This is a genomic window from Belnapia sp. F-4-1 (genome assembly GCF_000802185.1).
Classification (GTDB): Bacteria; Pseudomonadota; Alphaproteobacteria; order Acetobacterales; family Acetobacteraceae; genus Belnapia.
Genome location: NZ_KN676113.1, coordinates 1,297,498 through 1,318,128 on the forward strand (window position 1 = coordinate 1,297,498; position 20,631 = coordinate 1,318,128).

General features: G+C 66.3%; 20 protein-coding genes. 9 read left to right on the top strand and 11 right to left on the bottom strand.

The window, feature by feature from the left end:
• Positions 1 to 238: 238 nt before the first annotated feature.
• From LH62_RS06350 to ligD, 3 genes are all read right to left on the bottom strand, one after another.
• Entirely contained in the window at positions 239 to 478 is a 240-nt protein-coding gene (locus LH62_RS06350) for a hypothetical protein (RefSeq protein WP_160299781.1), read from the bottom strand.
• 432 nt (positions 479 to 910) lie between these two features.
• Entirely contained in the window at positions 911 to 1,795 is an 885-nt protein-coding gene (locus LH62_RS06355) for a Ku protein (RefSeq protein ID WP_043360023.1), read from the bottom strand.
• On the bottom strand, positions 1,795 to 4,389 hold the full coding sequence (ligD, locus tag LH62_RS06360) for a DNA ligase D (RefSeq protein ID WP_043360026.1): 2,595 nt from the start codon (positions 4,387 to 4,389) through the stop codon (positions 1,795 to 1,797). The genes LH62_RS06355 and ligD overlap by 1 nt, the downstream gene beginning before the upstream one ends.
• 464 nt (positions 4,390 to 4,853) lie before the next feature.
• On the opposite strand from ligD, the gene LH62_RS06365 reads away from it, so the two are divergent.
• Together LH62_RS06365 and LH62_RS06370 are read left to right on the top strand one after the other, a co-directional pair.
• Positions 4,854 to 5,246, top strand: coding sequence for a carboxymuconolactone decarboxylase family protein (locus tag LH62_RS06365; RefSeq protein WP_043360029.1), 393 nt, complete (start codon positions 4,854 to 4,856; stop codon positions 5,244 to 5,246).
• Between the two features lie 393 nt (positions 5,247 to 5,639).
• Positions 5,640 to 6,392, top strand: a complete 753-nt coding sequence (locus LH62_RS06370; RefSeq protein ID WP_052213775.1) for an alpha/beta fold hydrolase — start codon at positions 5,640 to 5,642, stop codon at positions 6,390 to 6,392.
• Here the strand turns inward: LH62_RS06370 and LH62_RS06375 are convergent.
• Positions 6,389 to 6,730: a hypothetical protein gene (locus LH62_RS06375; RefSeq protein ID WP_201445433.1), complete on the bottom strand. Its 342-nt coding sequence runs from the start codon at positions 6,728 to 6,730 to the stop codon at positions 6,389 to 6,391. The genes LH62_RS06370 and LH62_RS06375 overlap by 4 nt on opposite strands.
• Before the next feature lie 303 nt (positions 6,731 to 7,033).
• Between LH62_RS06375 and LH62_RS06380 the strand changes: the two genes are divergently transcribed.
• Both LH62_RS06380 and LH62_RS06385 read left to right on the top strand, forming a co-directional pair.
• On the top strand, positions 7,034 to 7,330 hold the full coding sequence (locus LH62_RS06380; protein WP_043360033.1) for a hypothetical protein: 297 nt from the start codon (positions 7,034 to 7,036) through the stop codon (positions 7,328 to 7,330).
• A 7-nt stretch (positions 7,331 to 7,337) separates the two neighbouring features.
• Entirely contained in the window at positions 7,338 to 7,820 is a 483-nt protein-coding gene (locus LH62_RS06385) for a hypothetical protein (protein WP_043360036.1), read from the top strand.
• Between the two features lie 11 nt (positions 7,821 to 7,831).
• Here LH62_RS06385 and LH62_RS29100 read toward each other — a convergent pair whose 3' ends face one another.
• Together LH62_RS29100 and LH62_RS31020 are read right to left on the bottom strand one after the other, a co-directional pair.
• Entirely contained in the window at positions 7,832 to 8,344 is a 513-nt protein-coding gene (locus tag LH62_RS29100; RefSeq protein WP_236552490.1) for a WecB/TagA/CpsF family glycosyltransferase, read from the bottom strand.
• Positions 8,296 to 8,562 carry a hypothetical protein gene (locus LH62_RS31020; RefSeq protein WP_160299784.1) on the bottom strand — a complete coding sequence of 89 codons (267 nt, stop codon included), beginning with the start codon at positions 8,560 to 8,562 and terminating at the stop codon, positions 8,296 to 8,298. Before LH62_RS31020 ends, LH62_RS29100 begins: the two co-directional genes overlap by 49 nt.
• Before the next feature lie 269 nt (positions 8,563 to 8,831).
• On the opposite strand from LH62_RS31020, the gene LH62_RS06395 reads away from it, so the two are divergent.
• Both LH62_RS06395 and LH62_RS06400 read left to right on the top strand, forming a co-directional pair.
• Positions 8,832 to 9,959, top strand: a complete 1,128-nt coding sequence (locus LH62_RS06395; RefSeq protein WP_043360038.1) for a glycoside hydrolase family 5 protein — start codon at positions 8,832 to 8,834, stop codon at positions 9,957 to 9,959.
• Positions 9,960 to 9,986: 27 nt separating this feature from the next.
• Positions 9,987 to 11,114: a hypothetical protein gene (locus LH62_RS06400; protein WP_144404398.1), complete on the top strand. Its 1,128-nt coding sequence runs from the start codon at positions 9,987 to 9,989 to the stop codon at positions 11,112 to 11,114.
• Here LH62_RS06400 and wecB read toward each other — a convergent pair.
• Positions 11,060 to 12,280 carry a non-hydrolyzing UDP-N-acetylglucosamine 2-epimerase gene (gene wecB / locus LH62_RS06405; RefSeq protein ID WP_052213781.1) on the bottom strand — a complete coding sequence of 407 codons (1,221 nt, stop codon included), beginning with the start codon at positions 12,278 to 12,280 and terminating at the stop codon, positions 11,060 to 11,062. The genes LH62_RS06400 and wecB overlap by 55 nt on opposite strands.
• Positions 12,267 to 13,640 (bottom strand): aminotransferase DegT, encoded by a 1,374-nt coding sequence (locus LH62_RS06410; protein ID WP_144404399.1) that lies wholly within the window; start codon positions 13,638 to 13,640, stop codon positions 12,267 to 12,269. Before LH62_RS06410 ends, wecB begins: the two co-directional genes overlap by 14 nt.
• 233 nt (positions 13,641 to 13,873) lie before the next feature.
• Between LH62_RS06410 and LH62_RS06415 the strand changes: the two genes are divergently transcribed.
• The 3 genes from LH62_RS06415 (at position 13,874) to LH62_RS06425 (ending at position 17,781) form a co-directional block, all read left to right on the top strand.
• Positions 13,874 to 14,890, top strand: a complete 1,017-nt coding sequence (locus LH62_RS06415; RefSeq protein WP_052213786.1) for a tripartite tricarboxylate transporter substrate binding protein — start codon at positions 13,874 to 13,876, stop codon at positions 14,888 to 14,890.
• Positions 14,891 to 15,552: 662 nt separating this feature from the next.
• Positions 15,553 to 16,641, top strand: a complete 1,089-nt coding sequence (locus tag LH62_RS06420; protein ID WP_043360042.1) for a TRAP transporter substrate-binding protein — start codon at positions 15,553 to 15,555, stop codon at positions 16,639 to 16,641.
• A 336-nt stretch (positions 16,642 to 16,977) separates the two neighbouring features.
• The gene (locus LH62_RS06425; protein WP_160299785.1) at positions 16,978 to 17,781 is read left to right on the top strand and encodes a tripartite tricarboxylate transporter substrate binding protein; all 804 of its coding nucleotides are present in this window, start codon (positions 16,978 to 16,980) and stop codon (positions 17,779 to 17,781) included.
• A 176-nt stretch (positions 17,782 to 17,957) separates the two neighbouring features.
• On the opposite strand, the gene LH62_RS06430 is transcribed toward LH62_RS06425, so the two are convergent.
• The 3 genes from LH62_RS06430 to LH62_RS06440 all read right to left on the bottom strand — a co-directional run bounded on the left by LH62_RS06430 (position 17,958) and on the right by LH62_RS06440 (position 20,443).
• Positions 17,958 to 18,377, bottom strand: coding sequence for a VOC family protein (locus tag LH62_RS06430; protein ID WP_043360046.1), 420 nt, complete (start codon positions 18,375 to 18,377; stop codon positions 17,958 to 17,960).
• Between the two features lie 219 nt (positions 18,378 to 18,596).
• Positions 18,597 to 19,202: an ANTAR domain-containing response regulator gene (locus tag LH62_RS06435; RefSeq protein ID WP_144404400.1), complete on the bottom strand. Its 606-nt coding sequence runs from the start codon at positions 19,200 to 19,202 to the stop codon at positions 18,597 to 18,599.
• Positions 19,199 to 20,443, bottom strand: a complete 1,245-nt coding sequence (locus LH62_RS06440) for a transporter substrate-binding domain-containing protein (RefSeq protein ID WP_201445434.1) — start codon at positions 20,441 to 20,443, stop codon at positions 19,199 to 19,201. Before LH62_RS06440 ends, LH62_RS06435 begins: the two co-directional genes overlap by 4 nt.
• Positions 20,444 to 20,631 lie beyond the last annotated feature (188 nt).

Here is a 20,631-nt window from a genome sequence, read left to right on the forward strand (position 1 = left end):
TTGGCCATGGTGCCGCTCTTCGCCATCGTGGCGTTCGGCGCGGTCCTCGGCATCGGTGGCACGGTGCTGGCGGCGCCCTGGGCCGTGTTGGCCTTCGTGCTGGTGCAGAGCTCTGTATCCGCGCCGTCCTGGGCGAGCGGATGCAGGTTCCCGTTGAGCCCAACGCGCCATCATCCAACCCTGGTCACCGTCCCGGCAAGGGTTGAACCCGACAGCGGTGGCGCTTGCGAAGCCGCAGCTACCGGCGGAGAAAGTGTCCGTCGATGCGGTGCATGACAGGATCTGCGACGAAGCGCAGATGGGCGTCCACGCGCAGCGCAGAAGCCGCAGTGCCGGACCATCGGATCGAGGCAAGGCCGGTCGGGTTGACGAACAGGTCGAAAGAGATCGCGCCGCCGTCCTTGAGCAATGCCTGGCCGGATTCGAGGCGCACGACGCGGACACCGGTCCGAACCATGACACCGCGACGATAAAGCACCCGGACAACGCCTCACGCCGCCGCCGGCGCCACAAGGGCCAGCGCATGCCCGGCCCCGAGCAGGATGACGCGGCTGTCCATGCGCCTCGTCAGGCGTGGGCCCAAATGCGTGCCTGTGTCCGTGCGGCAGTGTAGTGATGAGTCATCACTGCAGCAGCACCGGCGCTGCATCCAGGCGGATGCGTAACAGCGAGCAGGGCTTGCGCCACAGGTCCTTCCCGCCCCGTTATTTCGACTGCCGATGCAATTGGTTCGTCCTGACTAGAGATACCCGTCAGTAGCGAGCGACATTGTGCCTCGACGCCCTCGCGGAGTACCGCAAGGTCCTGTCGCAACAGCAACGGAAGTGCAGTTGCGCTTTTCAATCCAGCACTGGCGCCTGGCATAGGCAGCGGCTTCGACACCTTCGCAGCATTGACCGCTTGGCCTGCATCACGGGGCCGCAGCCCGGCGTTTCGCCGTCGTGGCCTTAGGCTTCGTGGCGGCCGGCGCCTTGGCCTTGCGCGTCGTGCTCCTGGCCGGCTTGTCCTCCGCCGCTTCGCCCAGGCTGCGCTTCAGCGCCGTCATCAAGTCGATGACGTTGTCGCGCTGAGGTTCCTCCTCAGCCTCCGGCTGCTCCTCGCCGCGAAGCTTCGCCTCGATCACCTCGCGCAGCCGCGCCTCGTAGCGGTCTTCCATATCGGCCGGCGCAAAGCGCTGGGTTTGACGATCGACCAGCTGCGTCGCCAGCCGGACCATGGCGGCGTCGGGCTTCCCGGCATGCAAGCCGACAAAAAGCTCCTCCGGGTCGTGCAGCTCCTTGGGGTCGTTCAGGGTATGCAGCACAAGGCCGCGGCCCAGCGGCATGATGGCGACCGAGCGCTCGCGCCGGGCGATGACCAGCCGCGCCAAGCCGACCCGGCCGGTCTTGCCGATTGCCTCGCGGAGTACGGCATAGACGTCCTGCCCGGCCTCGCCATCGGGGACCATGAAGTAGCTCGCATCGTAGTAGATCGGGTCGATCGCGTCGGCAGGGACGAATTTGTCGAGGGTCAGGACCGTGGAGCTGTCGATCTTCGCACGCTCGAAATCGGCATCATCCAGCAAGACATAGGTGTCCTTCTTGAACTCATAGCCCTTCACCAGGTCCGACCGCCGCACTTCCTCCTCCGTGCCGTCATCGAGCGTGACCATGCGCACCCGGTTGCCGGTTTTCGGGTTGATGAAGTGGAAATGCAGTTCGGCCGAGGCCTGCCGTGCGCTGTAGAGGGCGATCGGGCAGGACACCAGCGCGAGCCGGAGGTGGCCGCGCCAGATGGGGTGCTGATGCTCGGCCATTATCGGAACTCCTTCGGCAGGCGCTGGTCGACGGTCGCCATGCCGGCCCATGGGTCGCGCCGCTGCTGGCGTAGCCGCACCGGTACGGTGGCGATGGTAAAGCGCTGCGGGTCGAGACTGGGCGTCACCTCGCGCCAGGCCAGCGGCGTCGCCACGGCGGCACCAGGCCGGGCACGCGGCGAGTAGGAGCAGACGGCGGTGGCGCCAATACCGTTGCGCAGCCAGTCCACCAGGATGCGGCCGCGGCGCCGGGCCTTCGAGACGGTGGCGATGAAGCGGTCCGGCGCCTCTGTCTCCAATGCCCGGGCGAAGCCACGCGCGAAGTCCCGCACCGGGCCCCACTCGGCCTCCCGCCGCAGCGGCACCACGAGATGGAGGCCCTTGCCGCCGGTGGTCCGGCAAAACGATTCCAACCCTCCGTCCTGCAGCCGCTTGCGGAGATCCAGCGCGGCCTGCACCACCTCCGCAAAGGCCACGCCCTCGCCGGGGTCTAGGTCGAAAACGAGCCGGTCCGGATGCAGCGGGTCGGCGCCGCTCGCTCCCCAGCCATGCAGTTCGATGGCCGCCATCTGGGCGCAGGCCAACAGGCCGGCTTCGTCCTCGATTGACAGGAAGGGCTGGTCGCCCGCGGCACCTTCGCGGATGGCGGGCGGCATGCCGCGGTTGCCGTGCTTCTGGAAGAAGCGCTGGCCCTCGATTCCGTCGGGGCAGCGCAGCAGCGCTAGCGGCCGGCTGGCGATGTCCGGCAAGGCGCGAGCTGCAACCTGCCGCCAATACTCGGCAAGATCCTGCTTGATGATCCCCGGCCAGAGCTCTCGGTCAGCATGGGTGATCTGCGTGCCGCCGATGCGTTGCGCCCCGGCCACCGGCTTGACGGCATGAACAATGGTCGCGCCACTGCGATGCTTCGGCTGGAAGGAAATGCGGTCCACGTCCGGGTGGGGGATGTCGCGTATCACCTCCTCCGGGCCCTTGTCTTCCCGCAGCCCGAGATAGACGGCATGGCGCAGACGGCCGAAGCCGGTCCAACCGATATATTGTACCTCCGCCACCAGCTCCGGCCGTACCCAGTTGATCGCGGGATCGGGCGGCTCGCCGGCCAGCAGCAGTCCCTCCGGTGGCGTACTGACCATGCGGGCGAGGCGGCGGCTGAGCGATGCCAGTTCCTTCTCGCTGAAGCCGGTGCCGACGCCGCCCACATAGTGCAGCCGCGCACGATCGTCGTGGAAGCCCAGATGCAGCGCGCCAAGCCCCTGGCGGCTGCCTGCGGGCGGCGTCCAGCCAAGGATGACGAACTCGTCGCGGCCCTGGCACTTCACCTTGACCCAGTCGCGGGTGCGGACCCCGCGATAGGGTGCGTCGGCCCGCTTGCAGATGATACCCTCAAGGCCGAGGGCACAGGCCTGCTGGCGGACCCGCAGGGTCCCGCCATCAAGGTGGTCGCTGAAGCGCAGCACGCCGCGCCAGTCGCTCAGCGGTTGCAGGGCTGCCTTGCGGTCGGTCAGCCGGCAGTCGCGCAGATCCCACCCATCGAGATGCAGCAGATCGAACAGATAGAGGAACAGGCCGCCTCGGTCGCCACCATTGGCCAGGGCTGCCTGCAGATTGGCAAAGGAGGACAGCCCGTCCTCCCGCAGCGCGACGAGTTCGCCGTCGAGGAGCGCGCTGTCGACCTTCAGCCGCGCGATGGCGCGTACGACCTCCGGCAACTTGGCGCTCCAGTCGAGGCCGTTGCGGGTGATCAGGCGCACATCCCGGCCGTGCTTGCGGATGAGCAGGCGATAGCCGTCGAATTTCACCTCGCTCAGCCAGCCGGTGCCCTCGGGCGGCTCCTCGACGAGCGTGGCAAGTTCGGGCTTCTGATCAGCCGGCAGCGGAGCCGGTACCGCGCCGGCGACCGGCGCGTCGCCGGTTGGGTGGGGCGAGTGGGCTGCCGGCTTCATGGCGACGACGGTGCCAGGCCGCGCTTCTGGCGCGGCGGCGGGCGAAGCTTGCCTTTTGGTCGCCGGCTTGACGCTGCCCGAGGCGCGATGGGGCTTCGGTGCCGGCCGCGCCTCGAGCACCGCGGCGTCGGCGCCGGGCTGCTCGGCGTCGTCGTGCTCCTTGATCAGCAGCCAATTTTCGGCACGTTCCCCGCCCCGGCGCTTCATGCGGACCAGGACGAAGCCGCCCTCCAGACGCTGTCCTGACAGCCGGAACTTCAGCTCGCCGGCGGCAAGGTCAGCGGCGGGGTCGCCAAGCGGCTCCCAGCTGCCCTCATCCCAGATTTCGACCTTACCTGCCCCGTAGTTGCCCGCGGGGATGGTGCCCTCGAAGCTTGCATAGTCGAGCGGGTGATCCTCGACCCGGACGGCCAGGCGCTTGTCGGCCGGGTCGAGCGAGGGGCCCTTGGGCACTGCCCAGCTGACCAGCACGCCCTCATGCTCGAGCCGGAAATCCCAATGCAGACGGCGGGCATCATGCTTCTGGACGACAAAGCGCCGCATCGCGCCAGTGGCATGCCCCGCTGGGGCTGGCTCCGGTGTCACGGCGAAGTCGCGCTTTGCGCGATAGGTTGCGATGGAGGTGTCGCGGGCAACGGGTGCACGAGCCATGATGCAAATCCAACGTTGCGCGCGTGCCTCGGTTTCCCGTTCGGCCTCCCGCCAGGATGGCCCCGATGGCTCATCTCGGCCGCGGCGCTGAACCACGACTGCGCCGTCTGGAGGGTTCGCTCCGGTATCCGCTGGTCCTGGCGCCGCCGCATCCGATGAAGCGCACGGCGGCGATGACCCGTTCCCCTCGCCTCATGCTCGCAGCACGCTGGGAGCAGCGGATCAGGGAGTCGGTGCACAGGCGCGGGTGAGCGGGTGGGCTGGTCCCACCCGGTCCAGGGTACCGGGCGACGAGTGGCACCTGGCTTCGCAGCACGGACCATGCGGTTGAGCACGGCGGCGGGCCGGCGCGGCTTCGCCTTGTCAGGCGGAGGGGACCTTGCAGAGGGCCTTCGGGCGAGGGCCCACCTTCTCCTTCTCGCGCGATGCGATAGGCTGTCATGCGCAAGGGAGGAACCAAGCCGATGGCCAGGAGCGAGATGTATTCCAAGGGTACGGAGACGCGACGCGAGCTGATGGGCGACGCCATGGCCGAACGGATGGCCAGCACCGTCTATAATGACCCGCTGATGGAAAAATTCGCGGACTGGACGCGAGAGGCGGTCTTCGGCTTGTTGTGGACGCGGCCGGGGCTCGACCTCAAGACCCGGGCGTTGATCACCGTCATCACCGATACCGCGACATCCGCCTGGCCGGAATTGCGCATCCATCTCCGCATGGCCCGCCGCCAGGGCTGGACCGAGGATGAGCTAGGCGAGGCGCTGTTGCACACCGCGGGCTATATCGGCGCCCCCGCCGTGCGGGAGGCATTGCTGGTCGCCCGGGAAACCTTCGCCGAGATCAATGCCGAGACATAGCTGTCTCCTGGCAAGTGCGTTGCGCTCCGGCAGGTGACTGCTGACGGGGCCCGAGGCCAGGGGTGCGGGTCGAGACACCCGCACGATGGCGGTTGTAGAAGGCCCGGCGCATTCGGGTAGCTGCCGGGCCGTGATCCCGACCAACATCGTGCTGCTGGACGATCCGGTCCGCATCATCGGCTCCCAAGCCGATGGCGCTGGTCCCGCCGCAACCCGGAACCGATCGTCACAGCGGATGGCGAGGTTGCCGAAGCCCCGTCCCGCGGATGCAGGCGGCCACCAAGGCCCATGCCTGCATCCGTGGCGTGTCGCTGCGCCGGTTTGTCATGATCTCGTGCCGATTTGACACGGGATAGCGGGCCGATGGCAGGATCGGACAAACAGGAGCACGCCATGCCCATCTTGAACCGGCCTGACGGCCGGATTGCCTACCGGGCCCAGGGATCTGGCTTTCCTGTCCTGTTGTTCGCGCCGGGCGGCCTGCGTTCCCGCATGGAAATGTGGTCGTCGCCCTCCGGCAGCCCGCCTCGGCCCTGGGTCGATTGGACGCAGGCGCTGCCGGCGGCCGGCTTCACCGCAGTCGCCATGGACCAGCGGAATGCCGGGAACTCCCGGAGCACGATCGAGGCCGATCACGGATGGCACACCTATGCCGCTGACCATCTGGCCTTGATGGCCCATCTGGGCTTCGGGCGGTTCCACGTGCTGGGCGGCTGCATCGGCGGCAGCTTCTGCCTGAAGGCGGTGGAGATGGCGCCGCAGCGCGTCACCGCGGCGGTGCTGCAGAACCCGATTGGCCTGCATCCGGAGCATCCGGAGTATTTCCCCAACAGCCATGCCACCTGGAGCCGGGAGCAGCGCGAGGCGCGACCCGAACTCGACGGTGCTGCGATCGAGGCCTTCGGCCACAACATGTGGGGCGGCGATTTCGTCTTCTCAATCGATCGCACCTTCGCCCGGTCCTGCCCGGTGCCGACGATGCTGCTGCCCGGGAGCGACACGCCGCACCCCGCCGCGACCAGTGCGGAACTGGCCAACCTGCTGCCCGGGGTGGAGGTTCTCGAAAACTGGCGCGGCCCGGAGCATCTGGCTGCGCAGGAGGCGCGCGTCGTCGCTTTCCTCCGGCGCCATACGCCGGGCGCCTAGGATCGGCTGTAGGGGTAGCACCGGGCCCGGTCCAGCGTCATGCCGAAGCGGTTTCCGAGCGCAGCGATCGCCTCGCCATGGGCAGGGTACGGGTCGCTGTTGCCTTGGCCGACTATGACGGGGTGCAGTTCCGGTTGGGACCGTCCCGGCTGCGGCAACATGGCCGTCACCAGCGAGCTTCCGTCATCGTCCCGCAGGGTGAGGAAGACCGGCATCGTTCGCCGGATATGGGTGGCGCGGCGGATGTCCTGCTCGATATAGGGAATCCCGGCTGGATCGAAGGCTTCCGAGGCCGCCTCGGAGGCGCGACGGAAATGCTTCTCGACCGCATGCCGCATGCGCTCCGATTCTTGCACCGCCTCGGCTTCCGTTTGAATGCGGAACCAGGTGCTTCCTCTTGTCCCGTCGCACACGTATTCCATGGACTCCTCCGTGAGGCGCGCGGCGACGCTAGCCCGACCCTGCCCCGGAGGGGAACACGGGTGCCGGGACCGAAGCGACATCGACGGGGAGCCCGCTGTCCATCCTTCGTGACTGCATTCACGCCGAGCCGGGATGGTAACCTGTCAAGAGGCAGCGCAGCCCCGGCTTATGAGGACGGGATAATGCACAGGCGAGCTTTCCTTCACGCTGCGGCCGCCGTGCCGGTAGCCCTTGCCGCACAGGCCGCGGAGAGCGCGGCGGCCGCGCGCGTCCGGCGCTTCCTGGCGCCGCTGCGGTTCGGCATCAATGTCGAGCGCAGCGATGTACTCATGAATGGCTGGCTGACCGATGCGGTGCTGCGCGAATACACCGCAGGCGTTACCCATATCCGCATCTATCCGCCCTCGGGCGGGCGGTTCCCTTTGGTGTCGCAGGAGCAGTTCGCGCTGTGGCTGCGAGCCAGCCGAGGCATCATCGAGGCCGGCATGACCGTGTTGCCTCGATGTCGTGGATGAGCGCTTCATGGCGCGGGACGAAGTACCAGACTATATCCATGTGATCGTCACCGACGGCGCCGACTATGGCGCCCCGGCGACCATGATGGACGGGACGCTGCGCGTCGACCCGGATAAGCCGCGGCTGCACCAGTGGCACATGTACGAGCTCGATGCCGGGAATCTGGATGCCGTCCGGCGCTGGCAGGAGCGCATCCAGCACTGGGCCGATGCCAACCGCACCGTCAACTATTGCGGCAAATGGGGAATCGGCCCACCCGATAACAGCAACGGGGCCGCGTCCGACTACCGGCGGTTTCCCGGCCACACCCGGCAGGCGGCTCAGGGCTGGGGCAGCAGCACCCGACGCAATGGACGGTCACCAAAGGGGCGCTGGTGGCGGCTGAAGGAGGCCGGCTCCGCTAGGCTACGTCCGGAGATCGGGGCGGCCATCTCCGAAGCCTTCAGCCACATCGCCGGCCAACCTTGGTACAAGGACCAGAACGGCTGAGCGGTGCCGCGTCAGCGGCCCCGCCGGCGCAGCCTCTCCCGGATCAGCAAGGCGAAGATCGGCGGCGACTGGACCAGGTAACGCTTCGCCAGGCGCCGGGGCTCGCGGTACAGGCGGAATAGCCACTCCAACCCAGCCTTCTGCATCCTGACAGGCGCGCGCTGCTGGGCGCCGATCAGGAACTCCAGCGCAGAGCCTACGCACAGGGCCGTGCCGCAAAGCTTGCCCCGCGCCGACAGCCGATCTCCCAGCAGCTCCTGCCGGGGCATGCCGCAGGCGAAGATGTAGTAACGCGCCGAGTTGGCTTCGACGAAGGCGATGGTCCTCCGAAAGGCCTCCTCATCCCGCTCGAAGCCAAGCGGCGGTAAATGATGGGCGATGGGGTTGGCGGGAAATCGTCGGCGGAGGAGAGGAAGGTCCCTGGGCCACAGGCCGATGACGGTGATCCTGTCGCCGGGCTGCAGATGCTTCGTCATCAGCTCGACGGTGAGGTCGCTGCCCGGAACCAGGCCCGGTGTCGGCAAGCCGAGCAGGGTTGCCGCTCCGAGGACCACCGTGAGTCCATCACGCGAAGCAAGGCGCGCCGGTACACCGCCGCCAGGGCCGGATCCTTGGCGAGCCGCACGAGATGTTCGGCATTCGGCGTCACGATGAAGCCGAAGGGTGCGTCCGGTGGCCGTGCGGCGATGTGGGCCGCGGCCTCTGCGACGGTCATGTCGGTGAATTTGAGGCCGAGCAGCATCGTGCAGGGAATGGCATCCGTGTCCTTGTTCGGCGCTGGGAGAACGGAGGGCATCTGACACGGAATCCATGCGGCCGGTTGAGAGTGCATCAAGGAGGCCGGCAACGGAATGGCCAAGCTTGCCGCTGCCGGGAGGTTTGCACGACGTATTGAGTCGGCAGCCTGCCGTCCTAGCGTACAACGGGATACCGCGTTCTGAGGTGGTGACATCGATGGCAGTTTCGGATGGCTTGCATCAGGCAGCTTGCGGGTTTGCCAGGCGCCCGGGGTTGCGCCTCCTCGGCGTGATCGGTGGCGCGTTGATCTCGTTGTTGGCGAGCGCCGCGCCATCGCGCGCCGAAGCGCCGCCCGACCGGATGGCCACGCTGGCGCGCGGCCTCAACGTCGCGCACTGGTTCCGCTTCCCGCCGGACGGCAGTACCCGGGCCCTGCGGAATTACATGGATGATGCGGCGATCGCGTCGCTCAAGCAGGCCGGGTTTACCTATATCCGGCTGGCGGTCGGGCCTGAAGTGGTCATGCGCGGCGACGGCATCGCGAGCGACAAGCTCGATGCGATCGTCTCCGCGATCGAGCGCTTCCAGAAAGCAGGGCTGGCGGTCATGGTTGAGCCGCATCCGCAGAATCTCGGCAACTGGAACCTGCAGACCAATGCCGATGCGCGGCGGAAGCTGCTGGGGTTCTGGCGTGACCTGGCGCCGGCCCTGGCGCATTTGCCACCGGCCCTCACCTTCCCGGAGGTGGTCAACGAGCCGATGTTCGCCGACCCGGCCCAATGGGACCGGATGCAGGGAGACCTCGTCGCCATCATCCGCGCCGCGCTGCCGCGGAACACCATCGTGCTGGCGGGCGCGGACTGGAGCAGCATCAACGGGTTGCTGCGGGTGAAGCCGGTAGCCGACAGGAATGTGGTTTACACCTTCCACACCTACGAGCCGCAGGTTCTAACCTTGCTGGCCTCATGGGAGCAGGGGGTCGATACCGCGTCGCTGGGCAAGCTGCCGTTTCCTGTCACGGATCAGGCGCGTTGCCGGGCAGCCGTCGCCGGGATCCAGCACCAGCGGACCCGTGACATCGCCAATTATTGGTGCTCGGAGCGCCATGATGCGGCGACCATCGCTGCGAACGTCAACCGGGCGGTCAGGTGGGGACGCGACAACGGGGTCTCCGTCGCCTTGACCGAGTTCGGTGCGGTACGCGCGCTCAACGAGGACTCGCGGAACGCCTATCTCGAAGCGGTCCGGCAGGCCGCCGACCAGGCAAGGATCGGCTGGGGCTTGTGGGCGCTGGAGGACAGCATGGGCTTCGCCATCCAGCCCGGCCGCTATTCGGCATCCACCACCCTGCCGCCCGGGGTCATGCGGGCGCTCGGGTTGCCCCCGGCCAGCCGGCGCTGAGCAGCGCGACAACCGAAGGTCAGCGACATGCCAATCTCTCAGGATACGTCCGGAGCGGACGACACCCGGCTCGCGGCGAGGCTCGAGCGGTGGCTCGTCTCCGATGACGTCGTCCTGACGGAGCCTCCGCATGTCTCTGGAGGCATCATCAACTATCGGGAAGCCGATGGGATGTGGGACGGCGTCTATCCCGAGATCTGCGGCTACTACCTGCAGTTCCTGGCACATGCCTCGGCGGGGTCGCCAAGCGCCCCGCATCGGGAGATCGCGGCGCGGGTGATCCGCTGGCTGGATGCCGAGGGCGGCGAGGGCGCGCCCCTGACATTGTATCGCCGCATCGAGGATCTCAGCGCGGTGGATTGGCGCAACCGCTGCCTGTTTTCCTTTGACCTCGCCATCATCCTCCGCGGCCTTGGCATGGCGGAGGCCCGTTGGCCGGGCATCCTGCCGGCGAGGATGATGGCCCGCTACGGCAACTCGGTTGCGCGGATCGTGGAACGTGGCCGCCTGGCGTCGCACGTTCTGCGGGATGGCCGGCGGGATGTGCCCATCCCGGTGAAGTGGTCGACGACGCGGGATGTCCATCACGTGAAGTCCGCGGCCGCGCTGGCTGGGCTCGGCCAGCCGAGGCTTGATGCGATTGCCCAGGAGACAGCGCGGGACGAGGGCGTCCTGCTCGACCAGCAGCAGCGGCGGCGGATGCGGGAGCTGCACCCTTTCCTTTACTCGATCGAAGGGTGGCTGACCTTCTGGGCCCAGACGGATGACGCGCAGTGCCTGCAGCGCGCCGCGACCTCCTTCGCCTATCTCTGCGCGGAGTTCGACCGGGACACGGCGGACCTGCCGCCGAGCGCGGGCACCCGGGAGGCGGCCGCGCGGGCCGATGTCCTGGCCCAGGCGCTGCGCGCCGGCGTGATCCTCAAGGCGGCGGCAGCCTTGGACGCCGCGACCCTTGAGACTTGGCGCGCGATGGCGCCACGGCTCCATCGGAATCTCGCTGGTCGCCTGTCGCCGCAAGGCGGCGTCGAATTCGACAAGGTGCGACGCGACCGGAACAGCTGGGCCAGCATGTTTGCCTGGCAGGCCTTCAGCGTCTGGGATCAGGCGCGGGCGCGAAGCCTGGATGCCAGGGCCGCGGCAGGATCATTGATCTGAGGACGGACCGCAAGCATTCGCCGGTCACTCCACCGCTCCCTGATCGCCGAGGCGATGCGGTAGGCTGCCCGGCCGTCGCCATAGGCGTCGCATGGCACCCGGCTGGCCCTCAGGGCCGGCAGGTCGTCCAGCAGGCTGCTGGCCGCCGACACGATATCCGCCTCGACGGTGCCGACCAGCTTGGCGATGCCTGCCGCAACGCCTTCCGATCGCTCCGTGGTGTCGCGGAGGACCAGGGTGGGAACGCCGAGCGCCGCCGCCTCCTCCTGAATGCCTCCTGAATCGGTCAGGACCAGGGCGGCTCGCTCCAGGAGGTTCATGAAGGATGGATAGGCCAGGGGCGGCAGTCGATGCAGCCGCGGCTGGCCATCGAGCAACACCCGAGCGATATCCGAAAGGGCCGGGTTGGGATGCGCGACAAACGCGACCTCGCAATCTCCACGCCTCGCCAGCTGCAGCGTAGCCTTGCAGACGGCTTCGTAGCGGGCACCCCAGTTCTCCCGGCGATGGCAGGTGACGACGAGGAGGGGCCGGGCCGGGTCCACCGTCGCCGGGGTCAGGTCATTGGCCGGCACCAGGTCACGGATAAGGTGCAGGGCATCGATCACCGTGTTGCCGCTGAGCAGGACCTCGGATGCGGGAAGCTTCTCGTCGATCAAGGTCTGCCAGGCGGCCTCGGTCGGCGCGCAATGCAGATCGGCGAAGGCGGCGATGGCCCTGCGATGCGCCTCCTCCGGGAACGGGTCCTTGCGGCATCCGCTGCGCAGCCCGGCTTCGACATGCACCAGCGGCAGCCCGGCATAGGAGGCCGCCACGGCGCCGGTGAATGCGCTGAGCGTGTCGCCCTGCACGATCATGACCTGCGGGCGGTCATCCTGGATGCTGGCCTGCATCTGGGTCAGGATGTGGCTGGCCATCTGCGTAAGCCCCTGGCCGGAGGGCGGTGGCGGCATCAGGCGGCTGGGCTCGAGGTTGAAATGGGCGAGCATCTCCGGTGCCCAATGCGCATGCTGGCCGGTGCACCAAATCATCGGCTCCACCTCGGGCATCGCCAGAAGCGCGATCGCCACGGGTGCCAGCTTGATGGCTTCGGGCCGGGTTCCGACGATGAGGCTGACCCGCAGGGGCATCAGTATCTGGCTGTCGCCGGCATCAAGCGGCGACACGGCCGGACTCTCCTTGCAGCAGGGCTTCGACGATCATCGCGCCAATTGGGTTTTGCCAGAGCCACAGACCGTTGGTTTGCCCAACGAAGCTCGGCTCGCCGCCGGCGGCACCTTGCGGGACGAAGCCGGCGGCCAGCCCGATGCCGTAGAGACCGGGGATGGCGTGCTGCGCGTCGTCAAGGACCTCGCATGCGGAGTTGACCAGTGGTGCCGTGCCGGACCCGGCGGCCAAGCGCCATGGGGTGCCGTCGGCGTGTTCGATCGGAACCGCCGTCGGACGATAGCCGAGCGCGGCCACGATCACATCCGCCGACCGCAGGAGGGATCGGCCCTGCTCGTCCGCATCGCCCGTGCCGATGCGATGCAATGCCAGCCGAGGCTCGGCCGGCCGGCCACCGACGCCCAGGGCGCGCATGACGAGATCGCGGGCATCGAGGCGGAAGCCGGCCAGGCGGTACAGCCGGCCGGTGACGGCACAGACATCCTGCGGCCCGAAATCGGTGTAGCCCTCCGCCAGGGCGGCCTCGGGCGTCGGGTAGAAGATCCGCAGCGGCCGTCGATGCAGGATGGTGACCGCGCCTGCGGCCAGGCTGAGCTCCGGCATGCCGTGGAGGATACGGTTCGCTGATGCGACCGCGCTATGGGATCCGCCGACGATGGCAATCTTGGGTGCGGCCGTCCCTCGCAGGTACCGGCGGATGGCGTCGAGGCCGCCATGACCGAGCACCTCCCCTGACAGCAGGAGCTTGCCTGCAAATTCAGGCATGAGCGGCGAGCCGGCGACGGGGATGGAGGCGAGGTCATCAAGACGCTGCGTAGCGCCGGTTGCCAGGACCGCCTTCGAGGCCGTGACGGTCAGCGATTCGCCTGTTACCGTCTGCAATGTCGCAAGCCATCGGCCGGTTCGTTGCCGCCGCAGCCCGGAAGCGCGATGACCAAGCAGGACCTGCCCGCCAGCCGCCTCGATGATGTCCTGGACGGTCCTGCCAAGGGTTTCGAGGAAGGCGGCGACTACAGGGAGCGGGGCGGCCCCTTTGCTGTATCGTCGCACCGCTTCGGCGCTTGGATGGGTCCGCAGGGCCGACAAGCGCTCGTCCTGGCTGTTCTCGACACACTCCAAAAAAGTGTCGGCCAGCGTGTCTGAACCGATTGCATGGTCGCCAATGGAGCCGGCGCCCAGACAGTTGCCGGCTTCGACGACAACAAGTCCCGTCTGGGCTAATAGCTTGAGCCTCCCAGTACGCGCAGCCCATACCAAAGGCGCAATTCCAGCCGGGCCGCCGCCGATAAACAGCGAGCCACAAGAATCTGACATATTCATTTTTTTGCCTTCGCTCAGCCAGACTATGATCAAAGGCACGCCGGGAACGTTCTATTCTGTTGCGGGATGTGTCGAACTCACAAGTAACATAGATGTTTAAGTATCTTGAGTTTGGCTATGATTTTTATTATCTATCACTGATAGAAATGCTGGTTGGTGACGGCAGGATCCTATCGGCGCTGTTGTCTCGGCAATCCGGCAAATAGGCTTCCGGTCGCACCGCTGGCGATGCTTTGGTGGTGACACAAAAAATATCGTCCGGGAGATGACCCATGCAGCGCCGCCATACCTTCAGCCTGTTGACGGCAGCGCTCGCGTCGGCCGTCCTGCCACGCGTCACTGCTTCGCAAACCAGCCAGGGCCGCGGCTGGGCGCCCGACCGGCCCATTACCATGGCAACAGGTTACGGCCCGGGCGGCAGCACCGACATCGCAGCCCGCCTGCTTGCCGATCGGATCGCGGCGGCCTTGGCTCCAAGCGCCCGCATCCTGGTCGACAACCGGCCCGGCGCCGCGGGCACCGTCGCCACCGAATGGCTGAAGCGCCAGGCGCCCGACGGCTACACGATCATGCTAACGGAAACCGGCGCCGCGGCAGCCGCGCCCGCAGCCACGGTCGGCGGCACGCGGTACGACCCCGTCAGCGACTTCACTCAGCTTGGCGTAATCAGCACGCCGCCAGGCGTGCTGGTGGTGACACCGGGTTTTGGTGGTCCCGATGCCCGGAGCGTTTTGGCCGCGATGCGGGAAGCGCCACGGGACAGCATCTCCTACGCCTCATCCGGCTTTGGCGGCGTGCTGCATCTACGGGCGGAGATGCTGGCGCAGAGCCTTGGGACGCGGTTCGTCCATGTGCCATACCGCAGCGGAGCGCAGATGGTGCAGTCGATCATGAATGGCGAGACGCAATTCGGCGTTGCCGCGCTGGCCAGCGCCACTGCCCTGATGCGGGAGGGGAAGCTGCGGGGCGTCGCCATGGTAGGCAACCGGCGCTTCCCGACCTTCCCCGAGATCCCGACGCTCGAAGAACTGGGCGTGGCCGGCTTCGAGAATGGCGGCTTCTTCATCCTGATTGGACCGGCAGGCATGCCGGCACCGGTGGCCGAGGCTCTCAACCGCGGCCTGAACGAGGCGCTCCGTGACCCGGCCATCCGCGAGAAGATGGTCTTCGCCGGGCACGATCCGATCCAGGAGAAGAATAGCCTGAGCGATGCGAGCCTGTTCATGCAGCAGCAATTCGAGCAGATGCGGGAGATGGTGGCGAGAACCGGCATCCAGATCCAACCCTGAACCGCCAGGGCTCAACGCCATGGGCTGCGGCGGTCGACGCGTCCAGATCGCCGCCGTAGACCAATGGCCACCCGAAGGTCTGCTTCACCGCCATCCGCGGAGATGAGGGTGATACGAAGCGAACTGCACGCCTTGGCGTAGGCTGCGCGGCGAAGATACGTCTTTTATCGGCATGGCACCGCACGCAGGCAGGGACCGGCAAGCTGCTGACCCCGCGCCATCTTATGTGGAAAGCCTTAGCCCAGCGTGACGCGCCGATCAAGGCACGGGGCGTGTTCTGGCGGCTGGTAGAGTAGAGTCGGCAGTCGACAAAGGCCTAATGCCAAGCATCAAGACCCTCTGCTGGGTGCTTCTGCATCATGTAGCTCAAGGTCAGCCCACCGATGAGGCGGCGATTGACGCGGCCGTGTCGCTTCAGGTTGGCCGGTGTCTTCGACGCGGACTGGCGTGCGACGCAGCGGTGCATGCCAACCACTGGCGCGTCTGCCACCAGGAGCATGGCCGGCATCACCGCCTTCGCTTTCGCCAGTCTGACAAACTCGGCTGAACGGTGCGGCACACTTCCCAATCTCACCGAACTCCCGTTGCATCGGCGTTCCAGCCGTGCATGCTTCCACTTCGAGGACAATGCCAATAACAAAGAACAACGAGGAAACAACGTCATGGATCGTCGTTTCATCCTGGGCGCAGCGGCGGTGGCTGTTCCGGCGGCGCTGGCGGCGCCCGCCCTCGCCCAGACTCAGCATCCCGAAATCCGCTGGCGCTTGGCCAGCAGCTTCCCCAAGAACCTCGACATCCTTTTCGGTGGAGCGGAGTACCTCGCGCGTCGCGTCGCGCAGATGACAGAGAACCGCTTCCAGATCCGCTGCTTCGCGGCCGGCGAGATCGTGCCCGCCCTGCAGGTTCTGGATGCGCTGCAGACCGGCACCATCGAGTGCGGCCAAACCTCCAGCCTCTACTACATCGGCAAGGACCCGACGCTGGCTGCCTTCGCCGCCATCCCCTGGGGCATGAACATGCGGCAGATGACCGCCTGGATGCGCTATGGCGGCGGCAACGAGATCGCCGCGGAGCTTTACCGCGACTACAACGTCGTCGGTATTCCTTTCGGCGAAACCGGCACCCAGATGGGCGGCTGGTTCCGCAAGGAGATCCGCGGCGTGGATGACCTCAAGGGCGTCAAATTCCGCATCTCCGGCATCGCCGGGCAGGTCTTTGCGAAGCTCGGCGCAGCGCCGACGCAAATCGCGGCCTCGGACATCTATCCCTCGCTGGAGCGTGGCACCATCGACGCGGCGGAGTGGATCGGACCCTATGACGACGAGAAGCTCGGCTTCCAGCGCGTAGCCAAGTACTACTACGCGCCGGGATTCTGGGACGCCTCTTCCCGTGGCGTGTTCATGATGAACAATCGTGCCTGGGAAGGCCTGCCCGACCAATACAAGCACATCCTGGAGGTCGCTTGCGGTGAGGCGACGCTGGAGATGATCGCCCGCTACGACGAGGCGAACCCGAAGGCGCTGCGTCGGCTGCTGGCTGGCGGGGCACAGCTGAAGGCCTGGCCGCGAGAGGTCCTGCAAGCCGCTTGGCGCGCGACGCACGAGCTATACGAGGACACGGCAGCCCAGAACCCGCGCTTCCGCAAGATGTGGACGAGTTACAAGGCCTTCCGGGATGAGCAATTCCAGTGGTTCCGGGTAGCGGAGAACGCTTACGAGAACTTCGCCTTCGTGGCTGCAGCGCAGCGCTGAGGGACGGCGCACCTCGGTTTCGATGCTATGGGTGGGCTGGACCTTGGGCCTGGTCGTCGCAACCGGCATTCGACGCAGGTACTTCGCCAGAACTGGCGTAGCCCGAGCGGACTGTGCCCGGCTGAAGCGGCTTCGGGACATGCAGACATCCCGCTCCTTGCCCGGCATAATCCGGGGCAACAAACCTCCCTGGGAAGGAACACCATGCTCCGACTTCTACATACAGTGGGCCTGCTGTGCGTGGCCCTGTCGATTACACCCGCTCGCGCGCAGACTGCGGTCACCATGATAGTAGGCTACCCGCCGGGTGGTGCTACGGACCTCATGGCTCGCATCATGCAGCCGGAGCTGGCAATCGCGCTCAACAGCCAGGTTGTGATCAAGAACACCGCCGGAGCCAATGGCACGGTAGGCGCACTTGAGCTTGCGCGTTCCCGGCCTGACGGGACAACCATCTTGCTTGCGCCAGGAGGCTCGCTCGTGCTGACGCCTCATACGAGGGGAGCCCCATTCCAGCAGGCCGACTTCCTGCCGATTTGCCAGGTCACGGCTGCTCTTGTTGTCATGATGACCCCACAGGACTCGGGCTTCCGCACCTTGCAGGACGTTGTCGCACGTGCCCGCGAAGCACGGGGCACCCTGCCCTATGCGAGCACCGGTCCGGGCGGGACGCCACACATCAGCATGATCGCGTTGGAGCGCCTCACCGGAATCGAGATGAACCATATCCCTTTCCGGGGCTCGGGCGAGGTAATGCAAGCCATGGCGTCAAAGCAGGTCCCGCTTTTTACCGATCAAGGGAATCTGGTCCGGCAGTACAACCTGCATCCCCTTGCGGTTTTCAGCGAAGCGCGGGCACAGGAATTTCCGGATACGCCCACGATGCGCGAACTGGGCTATGATCTCGTCTTCACCATTTGGTCTGGCCTCTACGCTCCGGCCAGCACGCCTGTCGCGGTTCTTGATCGAATTGAGGCGGCCTGCCAACGCATGATGGCCGCCCCTACCGTCGTGGAAGGGTTGCGCAGGATGGACATGCCGATCCAGTACCGCTCCAGAGCCGATTTCACCGCCTACCACGCCGCGGAGTATGCCCGCTTCGGCAAGCTGGTGCAGGAGTTCAATCTCAGGATCAACTGAGCCGAAGGAGCGACAGTGCTGACACCAGCTACGCCGGCGCTTTCGTTCTGCCGAGAAGTGGTGGCGAGCCGCTCCGGCTCGCCCAATCAGCACACAGCTGCAGCATCATGCTGCTTCCCGCGAGTTCAGGAGCAAACGTTGATGGACCAGCACCTGCCGTAGTTCAGACGGAAAACTCAAGAAATCTTCGACGTGCGATCCTGATGCACTTCAACGACATTGCCGTCCGGATCGTGGAAGAAGATCTGCTCCCAGCCGTTCATCGCCCATGCGCCATAATCCGAGAACGGTATGCCCTTTTCCGTCAGACGCCGCTTGAATGCATCGAGGTCGTCCGTCCGGAACGCGATATGGCCGCGCTCAAGAGGATTGATGACATTATTGGTGCGGAAGCCGACCCCGAGATCTCTCTCCGCCAAATGCAGCTGGGTTACGCCATCGGTTACGAAGGCCACCTTCCCAGCATATCCGCTAGCCGTCACGCGGGCAGCCTGCAGTGAGGGTTCCGGCTCCAGATCGAGCACGGTGCGGTAGAACTCGTTCATTGCCGAAACATCGGCCGAACAGAAATTCACATGATGCAGCTTGATTTTCATAACGTTGTCGCTCCCACCAGGCACTTCTCGCGGTGAAGCTTAGCCACGGGCTATCGGCAGCGACCACACCTATCGAACGGCCCGGCGGCCGCGTACGGATCTTGTGGCAGGGCGAAACGGCATCCTGTTGCACAGGCTTCACCGGCGACCGCCTTCCAGCTGGCTCCCACTCAATGAGGGAGCCCGCCCCCTGGGCAACGCCCACGGTACCGTCCGTCCTCAGCCTCCCCTTTGGAGGAGGCCCCGTTGGGGTGGCGGCAGGTCATCGGCAAGGATCGACTTGCTGAGGGTGACGAGGCTCGACCTCGTGTCCATCGCAGCCTTCCGCAATGAGCTGAAGGCTTCCTGCTCCGAACAATTGTTTTGATGCATGATCTGCATGATGGCCGCCTCGACCGGATCGCGGTGCCGCGCACGGAGGCGCAGCCGCTCCAGGTATCGCTCGGTGTCGTGCTGCTGCTCGAGGCGTTGAAATGCCATAGCGAGGGCCGTGTAGACACCGCTCGACCGAATGGGCTTCATCAGCCAGGCTCCGGGCTTCTGCGCCAGCATCCATTCGAGCCTGCCCGGCGTCTCCGCTCCGACGAGGGCGATTAGCCTGACGCTGGGCGCCAGCCCCTCGAACGGGCTACCGGCCCCTGTATCGACATCGAAAAAGACAACGTCGGCATGCGAGGCGACCGGCACCGGAGGCATGTTCTCATGACAATGAACAACCAGCCCGAGGCGCCGCAAGCGGCCATCGAGCAACCGGCGATCATTGTCGTCGGGATGCACGACGAGGGCATGCCGGTTCCGGAAAGACGGGATGCGGGGTCCTGTCACGACACGATCCTCAGATGCCGCCGTGGTGGGGCCGATACTTCCGAATGCTCCGAAAGCGCCTGGTCCAGCCACACGAGATAGGGGTCCGGCCGGACCAGCGCTGGCGATTCCCACAACAGATCGAACTGGCCGGCAAGATTGGAGCGCGCAATGCGCGGGGTGGCATAGGTATGGTTGTTGTCCGGATCGACGCATATCGCCCCCTGCGGCGCGCGGAAGCTGTCGCGGTACAGCGCGCGCCGTACCGCTGCCACATCGGCGCTGCCGGCAGCCTTGATGGCGCGGCCCAGCAACAGCATGCAGGTATAGCTTGCCTGCGCATCCACTGAGGGCGAACTGCCGGGACCGAAGCGCTCGCGGTAGCGGCCTAGAAAAACCCGGTTCTCCAGCGTGTCGAGACTTTGGAACCAGGGCGAGCAGGCGATATGCCCGGCCCCCGCCTCGGCACCGATGATTTGCAGTTCGGGCTCGCACAGGCTGCAGCTGAGAATTGGCGGCAGCGAAGCATGCGGATCGCGCAGCCGGGCCGCGTGGTAGGCGCGGAAGAACGCATAGCTCGACTGGCCGACCAGCGTGTTGAAGACCACGCCCGGCCGAAGCCGCACGATCTCCTCCACGACATGCTCCACGCTGGTCTCGCCGAGCGGCAAGGTGCGCTCCGCCGCCATGTGTCCTCCGGTCGCGCCCAGCATCTCGCGCAGCACGCGGGCTGTCTCCCAGGTCCAGATATAGTGCGAGCCGATGCAGTACACGCTGCTGGCGATGTGCTGCAACATGTAACGAGCCAGCGGCACCACGTGCTGGTTGGGAGCGGCGCCGACATAGATGACGCTCTCGCTGCTTTCGAAACCTTCGTAGCGCGCCGGATGCCATAGGAGCGCGTCCGCAGCCTCAACCAGGGGCAGGACTTGGCGACGGGCGGCCGAGGTGTAGCAGCCGACCAGGTGCATTGCACGATGCTGGCGCAGCATCGCGTCGCAGGCTTCATAATAGCCACGCAACCTGCCGCTTGGGTCCGCAATGAGCGGCTCCAGAACGAAGTCCGTACTCACCCATGCATTGACCTCCTCAAGGCCGAGCAGGGCCCCGCGCAGCATCTCCTGTCCCACCGCGCCGTATAACCCCGTACCGGAATAGAGCAGGCCAACCGGGATGCGTTCACGCGACACGGGCACGTTGCTGGTCTCCACGAACACGGCTGCTGCCCATCGGGCGGGCAACTGCTTCACACCCTTATGCATAATCCCATCCCAGCGTTCTGGAAGCCGAAAAGCTGAGCACGACGTACCTGCAACCGTGTTGACAGGACTGAAGGGACTGCTCGAAGATCGCCGGCGAGCGCTTCGCTTGAGCCCGCGAGACAAGGATGTCTCACATGCGCGGCCCGGCACCTTGCGCGCTCAGTATGCATGACTTTCGGTATCTCGCC